The 17,952-nt window shown below is 63.1% G+C and carries 14 protein-coding genes; 13 read left to right on the top strand and 1 reads right to left on the bottom strand.

What is annotated here, in order from left to right; all coding sequences use genetic code 11:
- The first annotated feature begins 15 nt into the window (after nt 1-15).
- The 12 genes from ACLD1X_RS08050 to madM all read left to right on the top strand — a co-directional run bounded on the left by ACLD1X_RS08050 (nt 16) and on the right by madM (nt 16,107).
- Nucleotides 16-2,076 carry a methyl-accepting chemotaxis protein gene (locus ACLD1X_RS08050; RefSeq protein ID WP_429366860.1) on the top strand — a complete coding sequence of 687 codons (2,061 nt, stop codon included), beginning with the start codon at nt 16-18 and terminating at the stop codon, nt 2,074-2,076.
- A 37-nt stretch (nt 2,077-2,113) separates the two neighbouring features.
- Nucleotides 2,114-8,134, top strand: a complete 6,021-nt coding sequence (locus ACLD1X_RS08045) for an Hpt domain-containing protein (protein WP_429366859.1) — start codon at nt 2,114-2,116, stop codon at nt 8,132-8,134.
- Nucleotides 8,127-8,588 (top strand): chemotaxis protein CheW, encoded by a 462-nt coding sequence (locus tag ACLD1X_RS08040; RefSeq protein WP_429366858.1) that lies wholly within the window; start codon nt 8,127-8,129, stop codon nt 8,586-8,588. Before ACLD1X_RS08045 ends, ACLD1X_RS08040 begins: the two co-directional genes overlap by 8 nt.
- Before the next feature lie 247 nt (nt 8,589-8,835).
- Nucleotides 8,836-10,506: a malonate decarboxylase subunit alpha gene (gene mdcA, locus ACLD1X_RS08035; RefSeq protein WP_429366857.1), complete on the top strand. Its 1,671-nt coding sequence runs from the start codon at nt 8,836-8,838 to the stop codon at nt 10,504-10,506.
- Nucleotides 10,506-11,396: a triphosphoribosyl-dephospho-CoA synthase gene (locus ACLD1X_RS08030; protein ID WP_429366856.1), complete on the top strand. Its 891-nt coding sequence runs from the start codon at nt 10,506-10,508 to the stop codon at nt 11,394-11,396. Before mdcA ends, ACLD1X_RS08030 begins: the two co-directional genes overlap by 1 nt.
- Nucleotides 11,396-11,695: a malonate decarboxylase subunit delta gene (locus ACLD1X_RS08025; protein ID WP_008001147.1), complete on the top strand. Its 300-nt coding sequence runs from the start codon at nt 11,396-11,398 to the stop codon at nt 11,693-11,695. Before ACLD1X_RS08030 ends, ACLD1X_RS08025 begins: the two co-directional genes overlap by 1 nt.
- Nucleotides 11,688-12,539 (top strand): biotin-independent malonate decarboxylase subunit beta, encoded by an 852-nt coding sequence (locus tag ACLD1X_RS08020; RefSeq protein WP_429366855.1) that lies wholly within the window; start codon nt 11,688-11,690, stop codon nt 12,537-12,539. The genes ACLD1X_RS08025 and ACLD1X_RS08020 overlap by 8 nt, the downstream gene beginning before the upstream one ends.
- Nucleotides 12,536-13,339, top strand: a complete 804-nt coding sequence (mdcE, locus tag ACLD1X_RS08015; protein WP_429366854.1) for a biotin-independent malonate decarboxylase subunit gamma — start codon at nt 12,536-12,538, stop codon at nt 13,337-13,339. Before ACLD1X_RS08020 ends, mdcE begins: the two co-directional genes overlap by 4 nt.
- Entirely contained in the window at nt 13,333-13,953 is a 621-nt protein-coding gene (locus ACLD1X_RS08010) for a malonate decarboxylase holo-ACP synthase (protein WP_429366853.1), read from the top strand. The genes mdcE and ACLD1X_RS08010 overlap by 7 nt, the downstream gene beginning before the upstream one ends.
- Nucleotides 13,950-14,861 (top strand): malonate decarboxylase subunit epsilon, encoded by a 912-nt coding sequence (gene mdcH / locus ACLD1X_RS08005; RefSeq protein WP_429366852.1) that lies wholly within the window; start codon nt 13,950-13,952, stop codon nt 14,859-14,861. Before ACLD1X_RS08010 ends, mdcH begins: the two co-directional genes overlap by 4 nt.
- Before the next feature lie 63 nt (nt 14,862-14,924).
- Nucleotides 14,925-15,341, top strand: a complete 417-nt coding sequence (gene madL, locus ACLD1X_RS08000; RefSeq protein ID WP_429366851.1) for a malonate transporter subunit MadL — start codon at nt 14,925-14,927, stop codon at nt 15,339-15,341.
- A gap of 1 nt (nt 15,342) precedes the next feature.
- The gene (gene madM / locus ACLD1X_RS07995) at nt 15,343-16,107 is read left to right on the top strand and encodes a malonate transporter subunit MadM (protein ID WP_429366850.1); all 765 of its coding nucleotides are present in this window, start codon (nt 15,343-15,345) and stop codon (nt 16,105-16,107) included.
- Nucleotides 16,108-16,218: 111 nt separating this feature from the next.
- Here the strand turns inward: madM and ACLD1X_RS07990 are convergent, their stop codons facing one another.
- Nucleotides 16,219-17,133 carry a LysR family transcriptional regulator gene (locus tag ACLD1X_RS07990; RefSeq protein ID WP_429366849.1) on the bottom strand — a complete coding sequence of 305 codons (915 nt, stop codon included), beginning with the start codon at nt 17,131-17,133 and terminating at the stop codon, nt 16,219-16,221.
- 131 nt (nt 17,134-17,264) lie between these two features.
- Here ACLD1X_RS07990 and trhA point away from each other — a divergent pair, with 131 nt between their 5' ends.
- Entirely contained in the window at nt 17,265-17,882 is a 618-nt protein-coding gene (trhA, locus tag ACLD1X_RS07985) for a PAQR family membrane homeostasis protein TrhA (RefSeq protein ID WP_429366848.1), read from the top strand.
- Nucleotides 17,883-17,952: the final 70 nt, after the last annotated feature.

Raw genomic sequence — 17,952 nt, 5'->3', positions numbered from 1 at the left:
AACAGGCGAGGACCGATGATAAAAGCAAAAGCAGGCAAGCCAATGGAAGGGTCGCGCAGCAGGTCGCAGATTATCGTGCTGTTCATCGCGCTGATCGTCTTCATCATGCTGCTGTTCGCCAACTTCGCGTACCTCAACACCCAGGCTACCTACGACAAACAGTACATCGGCCACGCCGGCGAACTGCGCGTGCTGTCCCAGCGTATCGCCAAGAACGCCACCGAAGCCGCCGCCGGCAAGGCTGCCGCATTCAAGTTGCTCAGCGATGCGCGCAACGACTTTGCCCAGCGCTGGGCTTATCTGAAAAAGGGCGACCCGGCGACCGGTCTGCCGCCAGCCCCCTCCACCGTGCGTCCGGAGATGCGCGCCGTGCAACAGGACTGGGAACGCCTGCTGAAAAACACCGACGCGATTCTCTCCAGCGAACAAACCGTACTGTCGCTGCATCAGGTCGCCGCGACTTTGGCCGAGACCGTGCCGCAGTTGCAGGTCGAATACGAAAAAGTCGTCGAGATTCTCCTGCAACGGGGCGCCCCGGCGACCCAGGTGGCGATGGCCCAGCGTCAATCGCTGCTGGCCGAGCGGATTCTCGGCGCGGTCAACACAGTGTTGGCCGGCGACGAGAATTCACAGCAGGCCGCCGATGCGTTCGGACGTGACGCGACGCAGTTCGGCAAGGTGCTCAACGGCATGCTCCAGGGCGACCCGGCACTCAAGGTCAGCCAGGTTGAAGATCGCGACGCCCGTGCGCGGCTCGCGGAAATCTCCGAGCTGTTCGAGTTCGTATCGGGCTCGGTGGACGAGATTCTCGAAACCTCGCCGCAACTGTTCAAGGTCCGCGAATCGGCCTCGAACATCTTCAGTCTGTCGCAAACCCTGCTCGACGAAGCCTCGCACCTGGCCAGCGGTTTTGAAAACATGGTCGGCGGGCGCACCACCGACACCATAGGCGGTTATGTGCTGGGCCTGTTGGCGCTGGCCTCGATCATCCTGATTGGCATGGTGATGGTGCGCGAAACCAATCGTCAGTTGCGTGAAACCGCCGAGAAAAACGAGCGCAACCAGAATGCGATCATGCGTTTGCTCGACGAGATCGAAGACCTCGCCGATGGCGATCTCACAGTGACGGCCTCGGTGACCGAAGACTTTACCGGCACCATTGCCGACTCGATCAATTACTCCGTCGACCAGCTGCGCGACCTGGTCGCGACCATCAACCTCACCGCCGGCCAGGTGGCCGCCGCCGTGCAGGAAACCCAGGCCACCGCCATGCACCTGGCCCAGGCTTCGGAACATCAGGCCCAGCAGATATCCGAGGCCTCCATGGCGATCAACGACATGGCCGAGTCCATCGACCAGGTGTCGGCCAACGCGGCTGAGTCGTCGGCGGTGGCCGAGCGCTCGGTGGAAATCGCCAACAAGGGCAACGAGGTGGTGCACAACACCATCCACGGCATGGACAACATTCGCGAGCAGATTCAGGACACCGCCAAGCGCATCAAGCGCCTGGGCGAGTCCTCCCAGGAAATCGGCGACATTGTCAGCCTGATCGATGACATTGCCGACCAAACCAACATCCTTGCCCTCAACGCGGCCATCCAGGCGTCCATGGCCGGTGACGCCGGTCGTGGTTTCGCCGTGGTCGCCGATGAAGTGCAGCGACTGGCGGAGCGCTCATCCGCCGCCACCCGGCAGATCGAAACCCTGGTGCGGGCGATCCAGACCGACACCAACGAAGCGGTGATCTCCATGGAGCAGACCACGACCGAGGTGGTACGCGGCGCCCGGCTGGCGCAGGATGCCGGTGTGGCCCTGGAAGAAATCGAAGGCGTGTCCAAGACACTTGCGGCGTTGATCCAGAGCATTTCCAATGCGGCGCAACAACAGACGTCGTCAGCCGGTCAAATCTCCCTGACGATGAACGTGATCCAGCAGATCACCTCGCAGACGTCGTCGGGCTCCACCGCCACTGCCGACAGCATCGGCAACCTGGCGAAAATGGCCAGTCAGTTGCGTCGTTCGGTGTCCGGTTTCACCTTGCCGGATGCCAAGGCGCAGGTTGTGGACAAAGCTTGAACCGCCCATGGGTATCTGAATTGTGATTGGAGTGGTTATGGGTGATCGGCACGACTATGTGGCCCTCGAGTGGGTCAAGGGCGAGATTGCCGAAACGCTGAAACAGGCTCATCACGCGATCGAAAACCTGCTCGATGACCCGCAGGCGACGCATGCGCTGGATGATTGCCTGGCGTGCATCCATCAGGTCCACGGCAGTTTGCAGATGGTCGAGTTCTACGGCGCGGCGTTGCTCGCCGAAGAGATGGAACAACTGGCCATGGCCTTGCAGGGCAACCGTGTCAGCCATCGCGACGAGGCACTGCACCTGCTGATGCAGGCCCTTGGGCAACTGCCGATTTATCTGGACCGGGTGCAAGGCGCGCGCCGCGATTTGCCGCTGGTGGTACTGCCGTTGATCAACGACCTGCGCAGCGCCCGAGGCGAAAGCCTGTTGTCGGAAACCAGCCTGTTCAGCCCGCTATTGCCGGAGTTGCCGGCGCTGAACGCAGAAGCGCTGGCGCAGCTGGAACCGGACGAATTGCCCAATGTGCTGCGCAAGCTGCGGCAGATGCTGCAAATGGCGTTGGTCGGATTCCTGCGCGAGCAGGACAACGACACCAACCTCGACTACCTGGCCAAGGTCTTCACCCGCCTCGAAACGCTGTGCGGCAACGCGCCCCTGAGCCCGTTGTGGCAGGTGGCGTCGGCGCTGGTCGAAGGCATGCAGGGCGGTGTCATTGCCAACAGCCCGGCCTTGCGCAGCCTGTTCAAGGATGCCGACAAGGAGCTCAAGCGCTTGCTCGAGCAAGGCATGCACGGTATCAATCAGCCGGCCCCGCCGGAGCTGCTCAAGAGTTTGCTGTTCTACATTGCCAAGGCCGAACATCCCACCGGGCAGATGCTGACCATGAAAGAACGCTACTCACTGGACGACGCGCTGCCCGACAGCGCGATGGTCGATGAAGAACGCGCGCGGCTGGCCGGTCCCGACCGCGACGCCATGCGCTCGGTGCTGGCGGCGCTGTGTGAAGAGCTGGTGCGGGTCAAGGAGCGTCTGGACCTGTTCGTACGCAGTGACCGCCAGCACACCTCCGACCTCGACAGCCTGTTGGCGCCGCTGCGGCAGATTGCCGACACCCTGGCGGTCCTGGGCTTCGGCCAGCCGCGCAAGGTGATCATCGATCAATTGGCGGTGGTGCTCAGCCTCGCTCAGGGCCAGCGTGAACCCAACGATGCCATCCTCATGGACGTTGCCGGGGCCTTGTTGTATGTCGAAGCGACGCTGGCCGGCATGGTCGGTACCGTGGAGCCGGAGAGCCAGGACGACAACCGCCTGCCGACCACCGACCTGACGCAGATCCACCAGATCGTGATCAAGGAGGCCCGCATCTGTTTGCAGCAGGCCAAGGACATGATCGTCGACTACATCGACGCCGATTGGGATCGTCAGCATTTGCAGGCGCTGCCGGCCTTGCTGACCCAGGTGCGCGGCGCGCTGGCGATGATTCCGCTGAGCCGCGCGGCGAGCCTGGTCGAAACCTGCAACCACTTCATTCGCGAGCACCTGTTGCTCGAACCGGGTCAACCGGGCTGGCAGGAACTGGACAGCCTGGCCGACGTGATCACCAGCATCGAGTACTACCTCGAGCGCCTCAGCGACGACCCGCAAGCGCAAGGTGAAAACCTGCTCGATGTCGCGCAAAAGAGCCTGGCGAGCCTCGGGTTCTTCCCCAGTGAGCAGCATGTGCCAGTGCTCGATGATGTGCTCAACCCGAGCGAGGCGCAGGTCATGCAGATGATGCAGGAACTGGATGATCCGCAGATCGTCCAGACCCTGGCAGACGTGCTCGCCAGCCCGGTTTCGAGCCTGAACCCACCCGCGCTGAACACCCCGGGCAGCCTGCTGCCGCCGCCCTCGGGCGAAGAGCCGGTGGACGAGGAGTTGCGCGAGGTGTTCCTCGAAGAAACCGACGAAGTCCTGGAAATCCTGCGCGAGTACTTGCCACGCTGGTCGATCAACCCTGACAACCGCTCGGCCCTGAGTGAGCTGCGCCGCGCCTTCCATACCCTCAAGGGCAGTGGCCGCATGGTGCGCGCCCTGGTGCTGGGCGAGCTGGCCTGGGCCGTGGAAAACCTGCTCAACCGCGTACTGGAAAACAGCGTGGAGCCGGGTGCCACCGTGCAACAACTGATCGGCGATGTGCTGCATCTGCTGCCGGATCTGGTGGCCGAATACGCCGCCAATGCCCAGCGCCAGCGCAACGATGTCGACCAGTTGGCCGCCCGTGCTCATGCCCTGGCCAAGGGCGAGGAGCCGGTGTCCGATGAGGATACGCAAGATGTCGCGGCCCTCGACCCGCTGTTGCTGGAGATCTTCCGCAAAGAGGCCGAAACCCACTTGGGCAGCCTCAATCGCTTCCTTGATCAGGCCGCCGAACATGTGCCGTTGCAGGCCAGCGACCAATTGCAGCGCGCCTTGCACACCCTCAAGGGCAGTGCCTCCATGGCCGGCGTGTTGCCGATTGCCGAACTGGCTGCCCCGTTGGATCAACTGGCCCGTGAATACAAGGCGCACCTGATCGCGCTGGATCTGGATGAAGTCGAATTGCTGCTGGAAGCAGAAGGGTTGTTCCGCCTCGGTTTGCGTCAGCTCAAGAAAGATCCGCTGGCGGAAATTCCCGGCGCCCGGGGGTTGACCGAACGGGCCAGGGCGCTGCTGGCCGAGCGTCTGGAAAACCTCCTGAGCACGCCGAACACGGGGCTGCGGATCAAGCGTGACCCACAACTGATCAACAACTTCCTCGCCCAGGGCATGGACATCCTGCTGGACGCCGAAAGCCTGTTGCAGCGTTGGCAGCAACACCCCGGTGAACGTCAGGAGCTCAGCGCGCTGCTGGACGAATTAACCACCCTCGGCGAAGGCGCGCATCTGGCCGACCTGCACCCGGTGGACGAATTGTGCGAAGCGTTGCTCGACCTGTACGGTGCCGTGGAAGAAAGCAGCCTTGCGGTCAGCGAACGGTTTTTCCATGAAGCCCAGCATGCCCGCGAAGCGCTGATCAACATGCTCGACGAACTGGCCGCCGGCCAGGAAATCAGCCCGCAGCCGCAACGGATCAGGGCCTTGCGCGAGCTGCTCGACGAGAGCCTTGACCCGTCGGCCATGGGCCTGATCCGCAGCGATGGCAGCCGGAGCCTGAGTATCCGCGAGCTGGGTTCTGCCACCGAGGAACTCGAGCGCACGGCGCAACCCCCTGTAGGAGCTGGCTTGCCAGCGATGGACGTTAACAATGACGCGTTTTCACTGAGTAAACGCAGTGCCGGTGAGTCCCTCGCTGGCAAGCCAGCTCCTACAAGGGACCGCGCGGTCGAGCTGGACGATGAAATCGTTGCGATCTTCCTTGAAGAAGCGGTGGATATCCTCGAAAGCGCCGGACAGGCCTTGCAGCGCTGGTTGCGCGACTCGGACAACGCCGCGCCGCTGTCGTCGCTGCAACGGGATTTGCACACCCTCAAAGGCGGCGCGCGCATGGCCGAGGTCGGGCCGGTCGGCGATCTGGCCCATGAACTGGAAAGCCTTTACCAAGGCCTGCTGGACCGTCGCTACGCCTTCAGCGATTCACTGGCGGTGCTGCTGCAACAGAGCCATGAGCGATTGGCGTTGTACCTTGAACAGTTGCAACTCAACCAGCCACTGGACGATTCCCATGAGCTGATCGAAGCCATTCGTGCCTATCGCCAAGGTCATGCGGGTGTCGCCGAGGCGGCCCGGCAAGCGATCGACAGCGACTCGGCCGGGCACGATCCGGAATTGCTGGAAATCTTCCTCGAGGAAGGTTTCGACATCATCGAAAGCTCTGGGGCGGCATTGGAGCGCTGGCAGGCCCAGCCTTCGAATCGCCAGGAAGTGGAAACCCTGCTGCGCGACCTGCACACCCTCAAGGGCGGTGCGCGCATGGTGGAAATCGCCGCGATCGGTGATCTGGCCCATGAACTGGAATTTCTCTACGAAGGCTTGTCCACTGGCGCGCTGCAACCGACGGAGCCGTTGTTCGCGCTGTTGCAGCGCAGCCATGACCGCCTGGCGCAGATGCTCGACGCGGCCCGCGCCGGTGAGCCCATGCCTCCCGCCGACCGCTTGATCGATGCGATCAGGAACTTCAGCCATCCAGCCGAACCTGAAATCCCCGCACCGGTTGCACCGTCGGCCACGCCCAAGGCCGAGCCGCCGGCGCCGCCGTCCGATACCGGGGCGGACATGGTCAAGGTCTCGGCGGAGCTGCTCGATGATCTGGTCAACCTGGCCGGTGAAACATCGATCTTCCGTGGCCGCATCGAACAGCAGGTCAACGATGCACACATCGCCTTGAGCGAGATGGAGACCACCATCGAGCGCATGCGCGACCAGTTGCGCCGCCTCGATACCGAAACCCAGGGGCGGATCCTCAGCCGCCAGCAAGTCGACGCCGACCGTCTGGGCTACGAAGAATTCGACCCGCTGGAAATGGACCGCCACTCACAGTTGCAGCAACTGTCCCGGGCGCTGTTCGAATCGGCCTCCGACTTGCTCGACCTTAAGGAAACCCTCGAACGCCGCAATCAGGATGCGGAAAACCTGTTGCAGCAGCAGGGCCGCATCAACACCGAACTGCAGGAAGGCCTGATGCGCACGCGCATGGTGCCGTTCGAACGCATGCTTCCGCGTTTGCAGCGCATCGTTCGGCAGGTGTCCAGCGAATTGGGCAAGGACGTGGATTTCATCGTCGATAACGCCGAAGGCGAGATGGATCGCAATGTCCTCGAACGCATGGCCGCGCCGCTGGAACACATGCTGCGCAACGCCGTCGACCACGGCCTGGAGTCAGTCGACGCGCGGCTGGCGGCAGGGAAACCGGCCAAGGGCAAGATCACCCTCGATCTGCTGCGCGAAGGCGGCGACATCATTTTCGACATCCGTGATGACGGTGCCGGTGTGCCGCTGGACGCGGTGCGGCGCAAGGCGATCAAGCGCGGCTTGCTGGCCCCGGACAGCGTCATCAGTGATCACGATGTGTTGCAGTTCATCCTGCAACCGGGGTTTTCCACCGCCGAGAAAATCACCCAGATTTCCGGTCGCGGGGTCGGCATGGACGTGGTGCACGAAGAGGTGCGGCAACTGGGTGGGACCATGAGCATCGACTCGGTACCCGGGCAGGGCGTGCATTTCCGCATTCGCCTGCCGTTTACCGTATCGGTCAACCGGGCGCTGATGGTGCAGTGCGGTGAGGACCAGTACGCCATTCCGCTCAATACCATCGACGGCATCGTTCGCGTCCTGCCCAACGAGCTCGAAGGCTATTTCCGTTTCGATTCGCCAACCTACGAATACGCCGGGCAACGTTACGAGCTGTGCTATCTGGGTGAGCTGCTGAAAACCATCCCGCGCCCGAAACTGTTGGGCCAGAGCCTGCCATTGCCGGTGTTGCTGGTGCAGTGCAACGAGCGGTATATCGCCGTTCAGGTGGATGCCATGGCCGGCACTCGCGAGATTGTGGTCAAGAGCCTGGGTCCGCAGTTTGCCGCGGTGCAAGGGGTGTCCGGTGCGACCATTCTCGGGGACGGCCGGGTGGTGTTGATCCTCGATTTGCTGGCGCCGATCCGCGCCATGCAGGCCCGTCTCCCCCAGCGTCCGGCGGGGCAGGAAGTCGAGGCCGAGCCGCAGCGTCCGCTGCTGGTGATGGTGGTCGACGACTCGGTCACCGTGCGCAAGGTCACCAGTCGCTTGCTCGAACGCCACGGCATGAACGTGCTCACCGCCAAGGACGGGGTCGATGCCATGCTGCTGCTGGAAGAACACATGCCCGACCTGATGCTGCTGGACATCGAGATGCCACGCATGGATGGCTTCGAAGTCGCGACGCAGGTACGCAACGACGAACGCCTGCAACACCTGCCGATCATCATGATCACCTCGCGCACAGGGCAGAAACACCGCGATCGCGCCATGGCCATTGGCGTCAACGACTACCTTGGCAAGCCGTACCAGGAATCGGTGCTGCTCGAAAGCATCGCCTTGTGGAGCAAGACCCATGCTTGAGCACCGCACCAGCAACCTCACCGGCCTGCTGCTGCCGTTGGCCGACCGCATCCTGATCCTGCCCAACGTTGCCGTGGCCGAACTGATCGATTACCAGCCGCCGGGGACGTTCGACCTCGACACACCGCCGTGGTACCTGGGGCTGGTGACGTGGCGCGACCGGCAGATTCCGCTGCTGAGTTTCGAGTCGGCCTGCGCACAGAAAATCGTCATCGGCGAGCGTGCGCGGATCGTCATCCTCAACACCCTCGGCGGGCGGCCCGAGCTGAAATTCATCGCGCTGCTGGTGCAGGGGATTCCGCGCTCCTGCAAGCTCGATAGCCAATTGAGTTATGTGGATGTGCCGTTGTGCTCGCTTGAGCAGGCGGCGGTGCAGGTGGGCGAGCAAGTGGCCAAGGTGCCGGATCTGCTGGCGCTGGAGGAGCTGTTGGTGGAGGCCGGATTGACCATCTGATCGCGGACTTGCGTTGACTGCACCGGCCTCATCGCGGGCAAGCCCGCTCCCACAGAGCTAGTGGTTGCCATTGAACTTGGGTAACACACGGACACTGTGGGAGCGGGCTTGCCCGCGAAGAGGCCAGCATGAACGACATGAATCTCGATCATTACCCTAAGCGTAACGATCCACCGCTCTGCTTGATTGATGCCCCCACCCAACACTCCTAAGGTGATCCCCACGACAGCGAACCCGTGGAGTGGTCATGACAACAACAATATCCCCCGACTCGCGATGGACGCGGCGGCGCAGCGAAAAGCAGCGGCGCCTCGAGCTGGTGCGAGGTCTTGCCGACGGTGTGGTGTTGCCCACCGACAACATCGTCGCGGCGCTGGAGGCGTTGATCCTGCCCGGCGACCGTGTGGTGCTCGAAGGCAACAACCAGAAGCAGGCTGATTTCCTTTCGCGCTCGCTGGCCAAGGCCGACCCCGCGAAGCTGCATGACCTGCACATGATCATGCCCAGCGTCGGCCGCGCCGAGCACCTGGACCTGTTCGAACGCGGCATCGCCCGCAAGCTCGACTTCTCTTTTGCCGGCACCCAGAGCCTGCGCATCAGCCAGTTGCTCGAAGACGGCCTGCTGGAAATCGGTGCGATCCACACCTACATCGAACTCTACGCACGGCTGGTGGTGGACCTGATTCCCAACGTCGTGTTGTCGGCCGGGTTCATGGCCGACCGTGCCGGCAACATCTACACCGGGCCGAGCACCGAGGACACCCCGGCACTGATCGAACCGGCGGCCTTCAGCGACGGCATCGTCATCGTCCAGGTCAACCAGTTGGTGGACGACGTCAGCGACCTGCCGCGGGTAGACATTCCCGCCTCCTGGGTCGATTTCGTGGTGGTGGCCGACAAGCCGTTCTACATCGAACCGCTGTTCACCCGCGACCCCCGGCACATCAAGCCCGTTCACGTGCTGATGGCGATGATGGCGATCCGTGGGATCTACGAAAAACACAACGTGCAGTCGCTGAATCACGGCATCGGTTTCAACACCGCCGCCATCGAATTGATCCTGCCAACCTACGGCGAATCCCTCGGCCTCAAGGGCAAGATCTGCCGCAACTGGACACTCAACCCGCACCCGACCCTGATTCCGGCGATTGAAAGCGGCTGGGTCGAAAGCGTGCATTGTTTTGGCACCGAGCTGGGGATGGAGCACTACATTGCGGCGCGGCCGGATGTGTTCTTTACCGGGCGCGACGGCTCCCTGCGCTCCAACCGGATGTTCAGCCAACTGGCCGGGCAATACGCCGTGGACCTGTTCATCGGCGCGACGTTGCAGGTCGATGGCGACGGTCATTCCTCCACCGTCACCCGTGGACGCCTGGCTGGTTTCGGCGGTGCACCGAACATGGGCCACGACCCGCGCGGTCGTCGTCACGGTACGCCAGCCTGGCTCGACATGCGCAACACCGACGTGGCCGAGCCGATGCTCGAGCGCGGTAAAAAACTCGTGGTGCAGATGGTCGAGACCTTCCAGGAGGGCGGCAAGCCGACCTTCGTTGAAACCCTCGATGCGGTGGATGTGGCGAAGAAAAGCGGCATGCCCCTGGCACCGATCATGGTCTATGGCGACGACGTCACGCACCTGCTGACCGAAGAAGGCATCGCCTATCTGTACAAGGCGCGCTCGCTGGAGGAACGCCAGGCGATGATCGCCGCCGTCGCCGGGGTGACCGCCATCGGCCTGCGTCACAACCCCAAGGACACCGCGCGCATGCGCCGTGAAGGCCTGATTGCCTTGCCCGAAGACCTCGGCATCCGCCGCACCGACGCCACCCGCGAACTGCTCGCGGCGAAAAGCGTGGCCGATCTGGTGGAATGGTCCGGTGGCCTGTACAACCCGCCCGCCAAGTTCAGGAGCTGGTAATGCACGCACTCAACCTGCAAACCAAAACCCTGAGCCTGGCCGAACGGCTGGCAGACCTCGCGGTGGACGCGCTGATCGACGAGGCTGATCTGTCGCCGAAACCGGCACTGGTCGACCGTCGCGGCAATGGCGCCCACACCGATCTGCACCTGGGGCTGATGCACGCTTCGGCGCTGTCCTTGTGGCCGGCCTTTAAAGAAATGGCTGAAGCAGCCATCGAGTTCGGCGAAGTCGGATTGCCGCTGCGCGAAGCCGTGGGTCGCATCGGTCGCGAAGGCGAGCAAGCGATGCTCGACACCACCGGCGGTGTGAACACCCACCGCGGGGCTATCTGGGCCTTGGGCTTGTTGGTCACGGCCGTTGCGCTGGACCCCAGGTCAACGGCTGCAAGCAGCGTTTCGATTCGTGCCGCGCGCCTGGCGTTGCTCGACGACCGTCACGCGCCGCGCCCGCTGAGCCACGGCGCTCAAGTCGCCCAGCGTTTCGGCGCACGGGGTGCCCGTGAAGAAGCGCAACTGGGCTTCCCGGCGGTGGTGCAACGTGCGTTGCCACAACTGCGCCGCAGCCGCGACGCAGGTCACGGCGAGCAAAACGCCCGGCTCGATGCACTGTTGGCGATCATGACCAATCTGGCCGACACCTGCGTGCTTTACCGCGCGGGTGAAGAGGGGCTGAACACCATGCAGCGGGGCGCCCGGGCGGTGCTCGATGCGGGTGGCAGTGCCAGCCTCGGCGGACGTCGCCGCCTGTATGAACTGGACCAACAACTGATCGCGTTGAATGCCTCGCCCGGTGGTGCTGCGGACTTGCTCGCAGCCTGCCTGTTCATCGACCGTATCGAGTCGGACGACGGCCTCATCCTCTGCCATTCAAGAACGGAAGTGTTTTGATGGAAACCTTATCCTTTGAATTCCCCGCCGGGCAGCCACCACGCGGCCGCACGCTGGTGGGTTGTGTCGGCTCGGGCGATCTGGAAGTGCTGATCGAACCGGGTCAGGCCGGCAAGCTGACGATCAACGTGCAGACCTCGGTCAATGGCAGCGAACAACGCTGGCAGCATCTGTTCGCACGGATGTTCGACGGCCAGACGCCGCCGGCGATGGCCATCGACATCCATGATTTCGGCGCGACACCGGGCGTGGTGCGCCTGCGCCTGGAACAGGGCTTCGAGGAGATCGGCCATGACTGACAGCGCCTCTTTACTGAACAAGCACAGCTTCGTCGAACTCGGCGCCCGGCAACGGGCCAGGGCCCTGCTCGACGCCGGGACCTTCCGCGAATTGCTTGACCCGTTCCAGCGCATCATGTCGCCGTGGCTCGAGCGCCAGGGCGTGGTCCCGCAAGCCGACGACGGCGTGGTGATCGCCAAGGGCAGTCTTGCTGGCCTGCCCGTGGTGGTCGCGGCCATCGAAGGTGCGTTCCAGGGCGGCAGCCTCGGTGAAGTCGGCGGAGCAAAAATTGCCGGCGCACTGGAACTGGCTGCCGAAGACAACCGCAATGGCATCCCGACCCGCGCGGTGCTGCTGCTGGAAACCGGTGGCGTGCGGTTGCAGGAAGCCAACCTCGGCCTCGCGGCGATTGCCGACATCCATGCGGCAATTGTCGACCTGCAGCAATACCAACCCGTGGTCGGTGTCGTGGCGGGCAGCGTCGGTTGCTTTGGCGGCATGTCGATTGCCGCCGGGTTGTGCAGCTACCTGTTGGTGACCCAGGAAGCGCGACTCGGCCTGAACGGCCCGCAGGTGATCGAGCAGGAAGCCGGACTCGAGGAATACGACTCCCGCGACCGGCCTTTCATCTGGAGCCTGACCGGTGGCGAGCAGCGCTTTGCCAGTGGTCTGGCGGACGGCTATGTCGCTGACGACGTGGCGCAGATCCGCCAGCAGGCTGGTGAATGGCTCAAGCAAGGTCTGCCGGCGCAACCCCGCAGCCGTCAGGCCGGGTTGTTCCTGCAACGCCTGGCGCGTCTGGACGCCGCACCGCAAATCGAGCCGTCGGTGGTTCGCGATCTGTACCAAGGAGAACGCCCATGAGTTCGTATTCCCTGCGTGGTTTGAACTGGTTCAACGCCTTGAGTGCCGGGGCAAAACCGGTCGAGAGTTTGCCTGCTTCGCTGAAGGCCGCGGACGGCGTGCTGGGCGATCAGCCTGTGCGTTACATCGCGGTGGTGGCTGACCCCGAAAACCGCTTCGTCCGGGCACGCAACGGCGAAGTGGGTTTGCTCGAAGGCTGGGGTTTGGCCAAGGCCGTGGATGAAGTCATTGCCGCCGATCAGGACAAGGCACAAAAGCGCGCTCTGGTCGCCATCGTCGACGTGCCGAGCCAGGCTTACGGTCGACGCGAGGAAGCCCTTGGCATTCATCAGGCGCTGGCCGCTGCGGCGGACAGTTATGCCCGTGCCCGCCTGGCCGGCCATGCGGTCATCGGTTTGCTGGTGGGCAAGGCCATGTCCGGAGCGTTTCTGGCCCACGGTTATCAGGCCAATCGCTTGATCGCCCTGCGCGATCCGGGCGTGATGGTGCATGCAATGGGCAAGGCGTCGGCGGCGCGGGTGACCTTGCGCAGCGTTGAAGAACTCGAAGCCTTCGCCGCCAGCGTGCCGCCGATGGCCTATGACATCGACAGCTATGCCAGCCTCGGGCTGCTGTGGGAAACCTTGTCGGTGGAACAGATCGAGCAGCCGACTGCGGTGGATCTGGCGCGAGTGACCGAGTGCCTGAGCCAGGCGATGGGTGACATCGCCGAGAAGGGCACGGATCTCAGCGGTCGTCTTGGTGCGGCCAACCGTGCGGCGTCGGGCAAGGTTCGCCAATTGCTGAGAGCGCAGTGGTGAATGCGCTTCTGGCTCACGACCTGCTGTGGGGCATGACCCCGCAGCAGTTGCCTGCGGATGCGCCTGCGTGGGTGATCGAGTCGATCGGTGCGGGCCAGCCGGTGGTGGTTCGTCGCGCCTTGAGCGCGGTGGGGCAGGTGGCGGTGGGCGTACGCGGGCCGTTGCGCGAACAGCGATTTGCCGCGCAAATGGAAGTCGCCGCCGTCACGCGGCGGGTGCGGCCGGAAGCGCTGTGCCATGTTCAAGGCCTGCGGGATTTCCCGGCGCTGCGAGCCTTGGCGCAGCTGCGTCCGCACCTCGATGACAGTGGCTGGACCTGGGGTGTCAGTGGCAGCGCCGGGTTCGAGTTGGCCAGCGGGTTTGCCGCATTGCACGAGGGCAGCGATCTCGATCTGATCCTGCGTACGCCACGTCCGTTGAGTCGTGTCGATGCGCAGGCGTTGGTGGCCATCCTGGACACGGCCGTGTGCCGCGTGGACCTGCAACTGCAAACACCGTCGGGCGCCGTCGCCCTGCGCGAGTGGGCCGGTACTTCGCCGCGGGTCCTGTTGAAAAGTGCCACTCATGCCAGCCTGGTCACCGATCCGTGGAATCCACAGGAGCAAGCAGCGTGAGCAGCTTGCTGGTGTTTCCCGGCCAGGGTGCGCAACAACCCGGCATGCTGGCGCGTTTGCCTCGGGAAACGTTGGACGAGGCAAGCGAGCTGCTCGGTGAAGCGGTGACGCAGCTGGATTCTGCCGAGGCGCTGCAGTCGACGAGGGCGGTCCAGCTTTGCCTGCTGATCGCCGGCGTCGCCGCTTCACGCCAGTTGGGCATGACCCCGGACTACGTGGCCGGCTTGTCGATCGGCGCCTACCCGGCCGCAGTGGTGGCCGGTGCCTTGAGTTTCAGCGATGCACTGCATCTGGTCAGCCTGCGCGGTGAGCTGATGCAGCAGGCTTATCCACAGGGCTACGGCATGACCGCCATCATCGGTCTGGACCTGGTCACGGTGGAGGGGTTGCTGGCCCGGGTGCACAGCACGGAAATGCCGGTTTATCTGGCCAACATCAACGCCGATAACCAGGTGGTGATTGCCGGGAGCGACGTGGCGATGAGGGCGGTGGCCGAGCTGGCGAAAGGTTGCGGAGCCGGCTTGGCCAAGCGTCTGGCCGTGAGCGTGCCGTCCCATTGCCCGTTGCTTGAGGTCCCTGCGCAACGACTGGCCGACGCCTTCGCCAACGTGTCGCTGAATACACCAAAAATCGGTTACCTGAGCGGCAGTCGTGCGCGTCCGCTGATCAAACCCGAAGCCTTGCGTGACGACCTGGCCTTCAACATGTGCCGCATCGTCGATTGGCGCGGCACGGTACAAAGCGCCTACGAACGCGGGGTACGTCTACAGATCGAACTGCCGCCCGGTGCGGTGTTGACCGGGCTGGCGCGCCGGGTGTTCGAGCAGGGCACCGTGATTGCCTTCGACGGTGCGCGGCTCGATACCTTGCAGGCGCTGATGCGTGAGGAGGGAAGCCGTCACTCTTGAATCGCCGACTCAGGCTTCGAACAACAAAAACAACATTCGAAATGCACTTTGAGGACTACAACAATGATTATTTACGGTGTGGCGCTGTTGGCGATCTGTACGCTGGCAGGGGTGATCATGGGTGACTTGCTCGGTGTATTGCTGGGCGTTAAGTCAAACGTCGGCGGTGTCGGGATCGCGATGATCCTGCTGATTTGCGCCCGGTTGTGGATGCAAAAACGTGGCGGCATGACCAGGGATTGCGAGATGGGCGTCGGCTTCTGGGGCGCCATGTACATCCCGGTGGTGGTGGCGATGGCGGCGCAACAAAACGTGGTCACGGCGCTGCACGGCGGTCCGGTGGCAGTGCTGGCGGCGATCGGTTCGGTGGTGGTCTGCGGTTGCACCATTGCCCTGATCAGCCGGACCCACAAGGGCGAGCCCTTGCCCGATGAACCGGCGGATGTAGCGCCGGTTGGCACTCCGGCAGGAGGTCGCTGACATGTGGGAACTCATTGAGAAAGGCCTGGCAACCAACAGCCTGGTCACCGCATTCGCGTTTGTCGGCATCATCATGTGGGTGTCGGTCATTCTTTCCAAACGCCTGACCTTCGGGCGTATCCACGGGTCGGCGATTGCCATCGTCATCGGCCTGGTGCTCGCCTGGGTCGGGGGCACGATGACCGGTGGGCAAAAGGGCCTGGCGGACTTGACGCTGTTTTCCGGCATTGGCTTGATGGGTGGTGCCATGCTGCGGGACTTCGCCATCGTCGCCACGGCATTCGAGGTGCAGGCAACCGAAGCGAAAAAAGCCGGCTTGATCGGCGTGATCGCACTGCTGTTGGGCACGGTGCTGCCGTTTATTGTCGGCGCGTGCATGGCCTGGGCATTCGGTTATCGCGATGCGGTGAGCATGACCACTATTGGCGCCGGTGCCGTGACTTACATTGTCGGGCCGGTCACCGGAGCGGCCATTGGCGCCAGTTCCGATGTCGTGGCGTTATCGATTGCCACTGGCCTGATCAAGGCGATCCTGGTGATGGTCGGCACGCCAATGGCGGCGCGCTGGATGGGCCTGGATAACCCGCGCTCGGCGATGGTGTTCGGTGGGCTGGCCGGGACGGTCAGTGGCGTGACTGCCGGCTTGGCGGCGACGGATCGGCGGCTGGTGCCTTATGGCGCGTTGACCGCGACGTTCCATACCGGGTTGGGCTGCTTGCTGGGGCCTTCGCTGTTGTTCTTTATCGTTCGGGGGATTGTTGGGTAGCTATAAATTCTGAATCGTCAGATCTGACGCCTTCGCGAGCAAGCCCGCTCCCACATTTGGAATGCGGTCAAATGTGGGAGCGGGCTTGCTCGCGAAGGGCGCGACCCGGTTTCAAGGCTGCCGATTGGCATACATCCGGCATTCCGCCAGCAACGCCAGCAGGTTCGGATCCCGCTCCTTGGCCTTCAGGAACACCACGCCAATGTGCTGCTGCAAGCGGTACTTTTCCTGCAACGGGATCAGCTTCACCCGGTTCTCGTAAACCGCGGCAATCCGCCCCGGCAGCAACGCATAACCTACGCCCGAACTGACCATGCTCAGCAGGGTGAAGATGTCGTTGACCTGCATCGCCACCTTCGGCTCGAACCCTGCCTGCTCGAATACCCGCTTGCCGTCCTGATGGGTGGCGAAGCCTTGGGTCAGGGTGATGAAGGTTTCGTCGCGGACCTCGGCCAGGTCGACTTCGGTGCGCTGGGCAAACCTGGAGTCGGCGGGCGTGGCGAGGAAGATGTCGTCGGAGAACAGCGGGATGTGCTCGCAATCCGGATCATTGACGCTGTCGTCCAGCGACACCAGGGCCGCATCGACTTCCATGTTCTTGAGCTTGTAGAGCAGGTCGATGTTGGAGCCCAGGATCAGGTCGATGTTGAGCTCGCTGCGGCGGATCTTCAAACCCATGATCAGCTGCGGCACGGTCTTCACCGTCAGTGAATACAGCGAGCCCAGTTTGAAGCGTTCGGCCGAGAACCCGGCGGCCTCGCGGGTCAGGCGCACGCTTTCGACGACATCCTGAATCAGCTTCTGCGCCCGTTCTTCCAGCACATAGGCACTTTCCAGCGGTGTCAGGCTGCGCCCTTCGTGCTTGAACAACGGGCAGCGCAGGGCGCTTTCCAGGGAGTGGATCGCCCGATGCACGCTGACATTGCTGGTCTGCAGCTCGGCAGCGGCGCGTGCCAGATTGCCGGTGCGCATGAAGGCCAGGAACACCTCGAGTTTTTTCAGGGTCAACTCTTCATCGATCAGCATGGGCCGGACTCTTTCTGGAATGACTCGATTGTGCCCAATTACGCCGGGCCCGTCGTTCAGAAACATTGCGCTTTTACGCTCCAGGCCTGAGCCTTGCGCGTTGCAGCAATGAAATTAGAGGTGAGCAACACATGTATCACGGGGAACGATTGAATGCCTGGACGCATCTGGTCGGGGCAGTGGCGGCGTTTGTCGGAGGGGTGTGGCTGATTGTGCTTGCCAGCCTCGATGGCAGCCCGTGGAAGATTGTCAGCATGGCGATCTACGCCTTTACCCTGCTGGTGCTTTACAGCGCATCGACCGTGTACCACAGCGTGCGCGGGCGCAAGAAAGCGATCATGAAGAAGGTCGATCACTTTTCGATCTATCTGTTGATCGCCGGAAGCTACACGCCGTTCTGCCTGGTGACCCTGCGCGGGCCGTGGGGCTGGACGTTGTTCGGGATTGTCTGGGGGCTGGCGCTGATCGGCATCCTGCAGGAGATCAAGCCGCGTTCGGAAGCGCGAATTCTGTCGATCGTGATTTACGCGGTGATGGGCTGGATTGTGTTGGTGGCGGTCAAGCCGTTGCTTGCGGCGCTGGGCGGCGCCGGATTTGCGTGGCTGGCATCAGGCGGCGTGTTGTACACCGTGGGGATCATCTTTTTTGCCCTGGACGACCGGCTACGGCATGCCCACGGAATCTGGCATCTGTTCGTGATTGCGGGGAGTTTGCTGCACTTTGTGGCGATTTTCTTTTATGTCCTCTAGACCGCGTTGCTGCCATTCGCGAGCAGGCTCGCTCCCACAGTGGATCTCCAGTGAACGCCGATCAAATGTG

This window comes from Pseudomonas sp. 18173, assembly GCF_050432945.1.
Classification (GTDB): domain Bacteria; phylum Pseudomonadota; class Gammaproteobacteria; order Pseudomonadales; family Pseudomonadaceae; genus Aquipseudomonas.
The sequence above is the reverse complement of the archived record's forward strand: the minus strand, read 5'-3'. Positions and strand labels throughout refer to the sequence as shown.

Bases quoted from the DNA above. Each gene is read 5' to 3' on its own strand.
- ACLD1X_RS08045 (WP_429366859.1), top strand. From the start codon at position 2,114: ATGGGTGATCGGCACGACTATGTGGCCCTCGAGTGGGTCAAGGGCGAG.
- ACLD1X_RS07990 (WP_429366849.1), bottom strand. From the start codon at position 17,133: ATGCTGATCGATGAAGAGTTGACCCTGAAAAAACTCGAGGTGTTCCTG.
- ACLD1X_RS08020 (WP_429366855.1), top strand. From the start codon at position 11,688: ATGACTGACAGCGCCTCTTTACTGAACAAGCACAGCTTCGTCGAACTC.
- ACLD1X_RS08040 (WP_429366858.1), top strand. From the start codon at position 8,127: ATGCTTGAGCACCGCACCAGCAACCTCACCGGCCTGCTGCTGCCGTTG.
- ACLD1X_RS08025 (WP_008001147.1), top strand. From the start codon at position 11,396: ATGGAAACCTTATCCTTTGAATTCCCCGCCGGGCAGCCACCACGCGGC.
- mdcE (WP_429366854.1), top strand. From the start codon at position 12,536: ATGAGTTCGTATTCCCTGCGTGGTTTGAACTGGTTCAACGCCTTGAGT.
- madM (WP_429366850.1), top strand. From the start codon at position 15,343: ATGTGGGAACTCATTGAGAAAGGCCTGGCAACCAACAGCCTGGTCACC.
- mdcA (WP_429366857.1), top strand. From the start codon at position 8,836: ATGACAACAACAATATCCCCCGACTCGCGATGGACGCGGCGGCGCAGC.
- trhA (WP_429366848.1), top strand. From the start codon at position 17,265: ATGTATCACGGGGAACGATTGAATGCCTGGACGCATCTGGTCGGGGCA.
- ACLD1X_RS08030 (WP_429366856.1), top strand. From the start codon at position 10,506: ATGCACGCACTCAACCTGCAAACCAAAACCCTGAGCCTGGCCGAACGG.
- ACLD1X_RS08050 (WP_429366860.1), top strand. From the start codon at position 16: ATGATAAAAGCAAAAGCAGGCAAGCCAATGGAAGGGTCGCGCAGCAGG.
- madL (WP_429366851.1), top strand. From the start codon at position 14,925: ATGATTATTTACGGTGTGGCGCTGTTGGCGATCTGTACGCTGGCAGGG.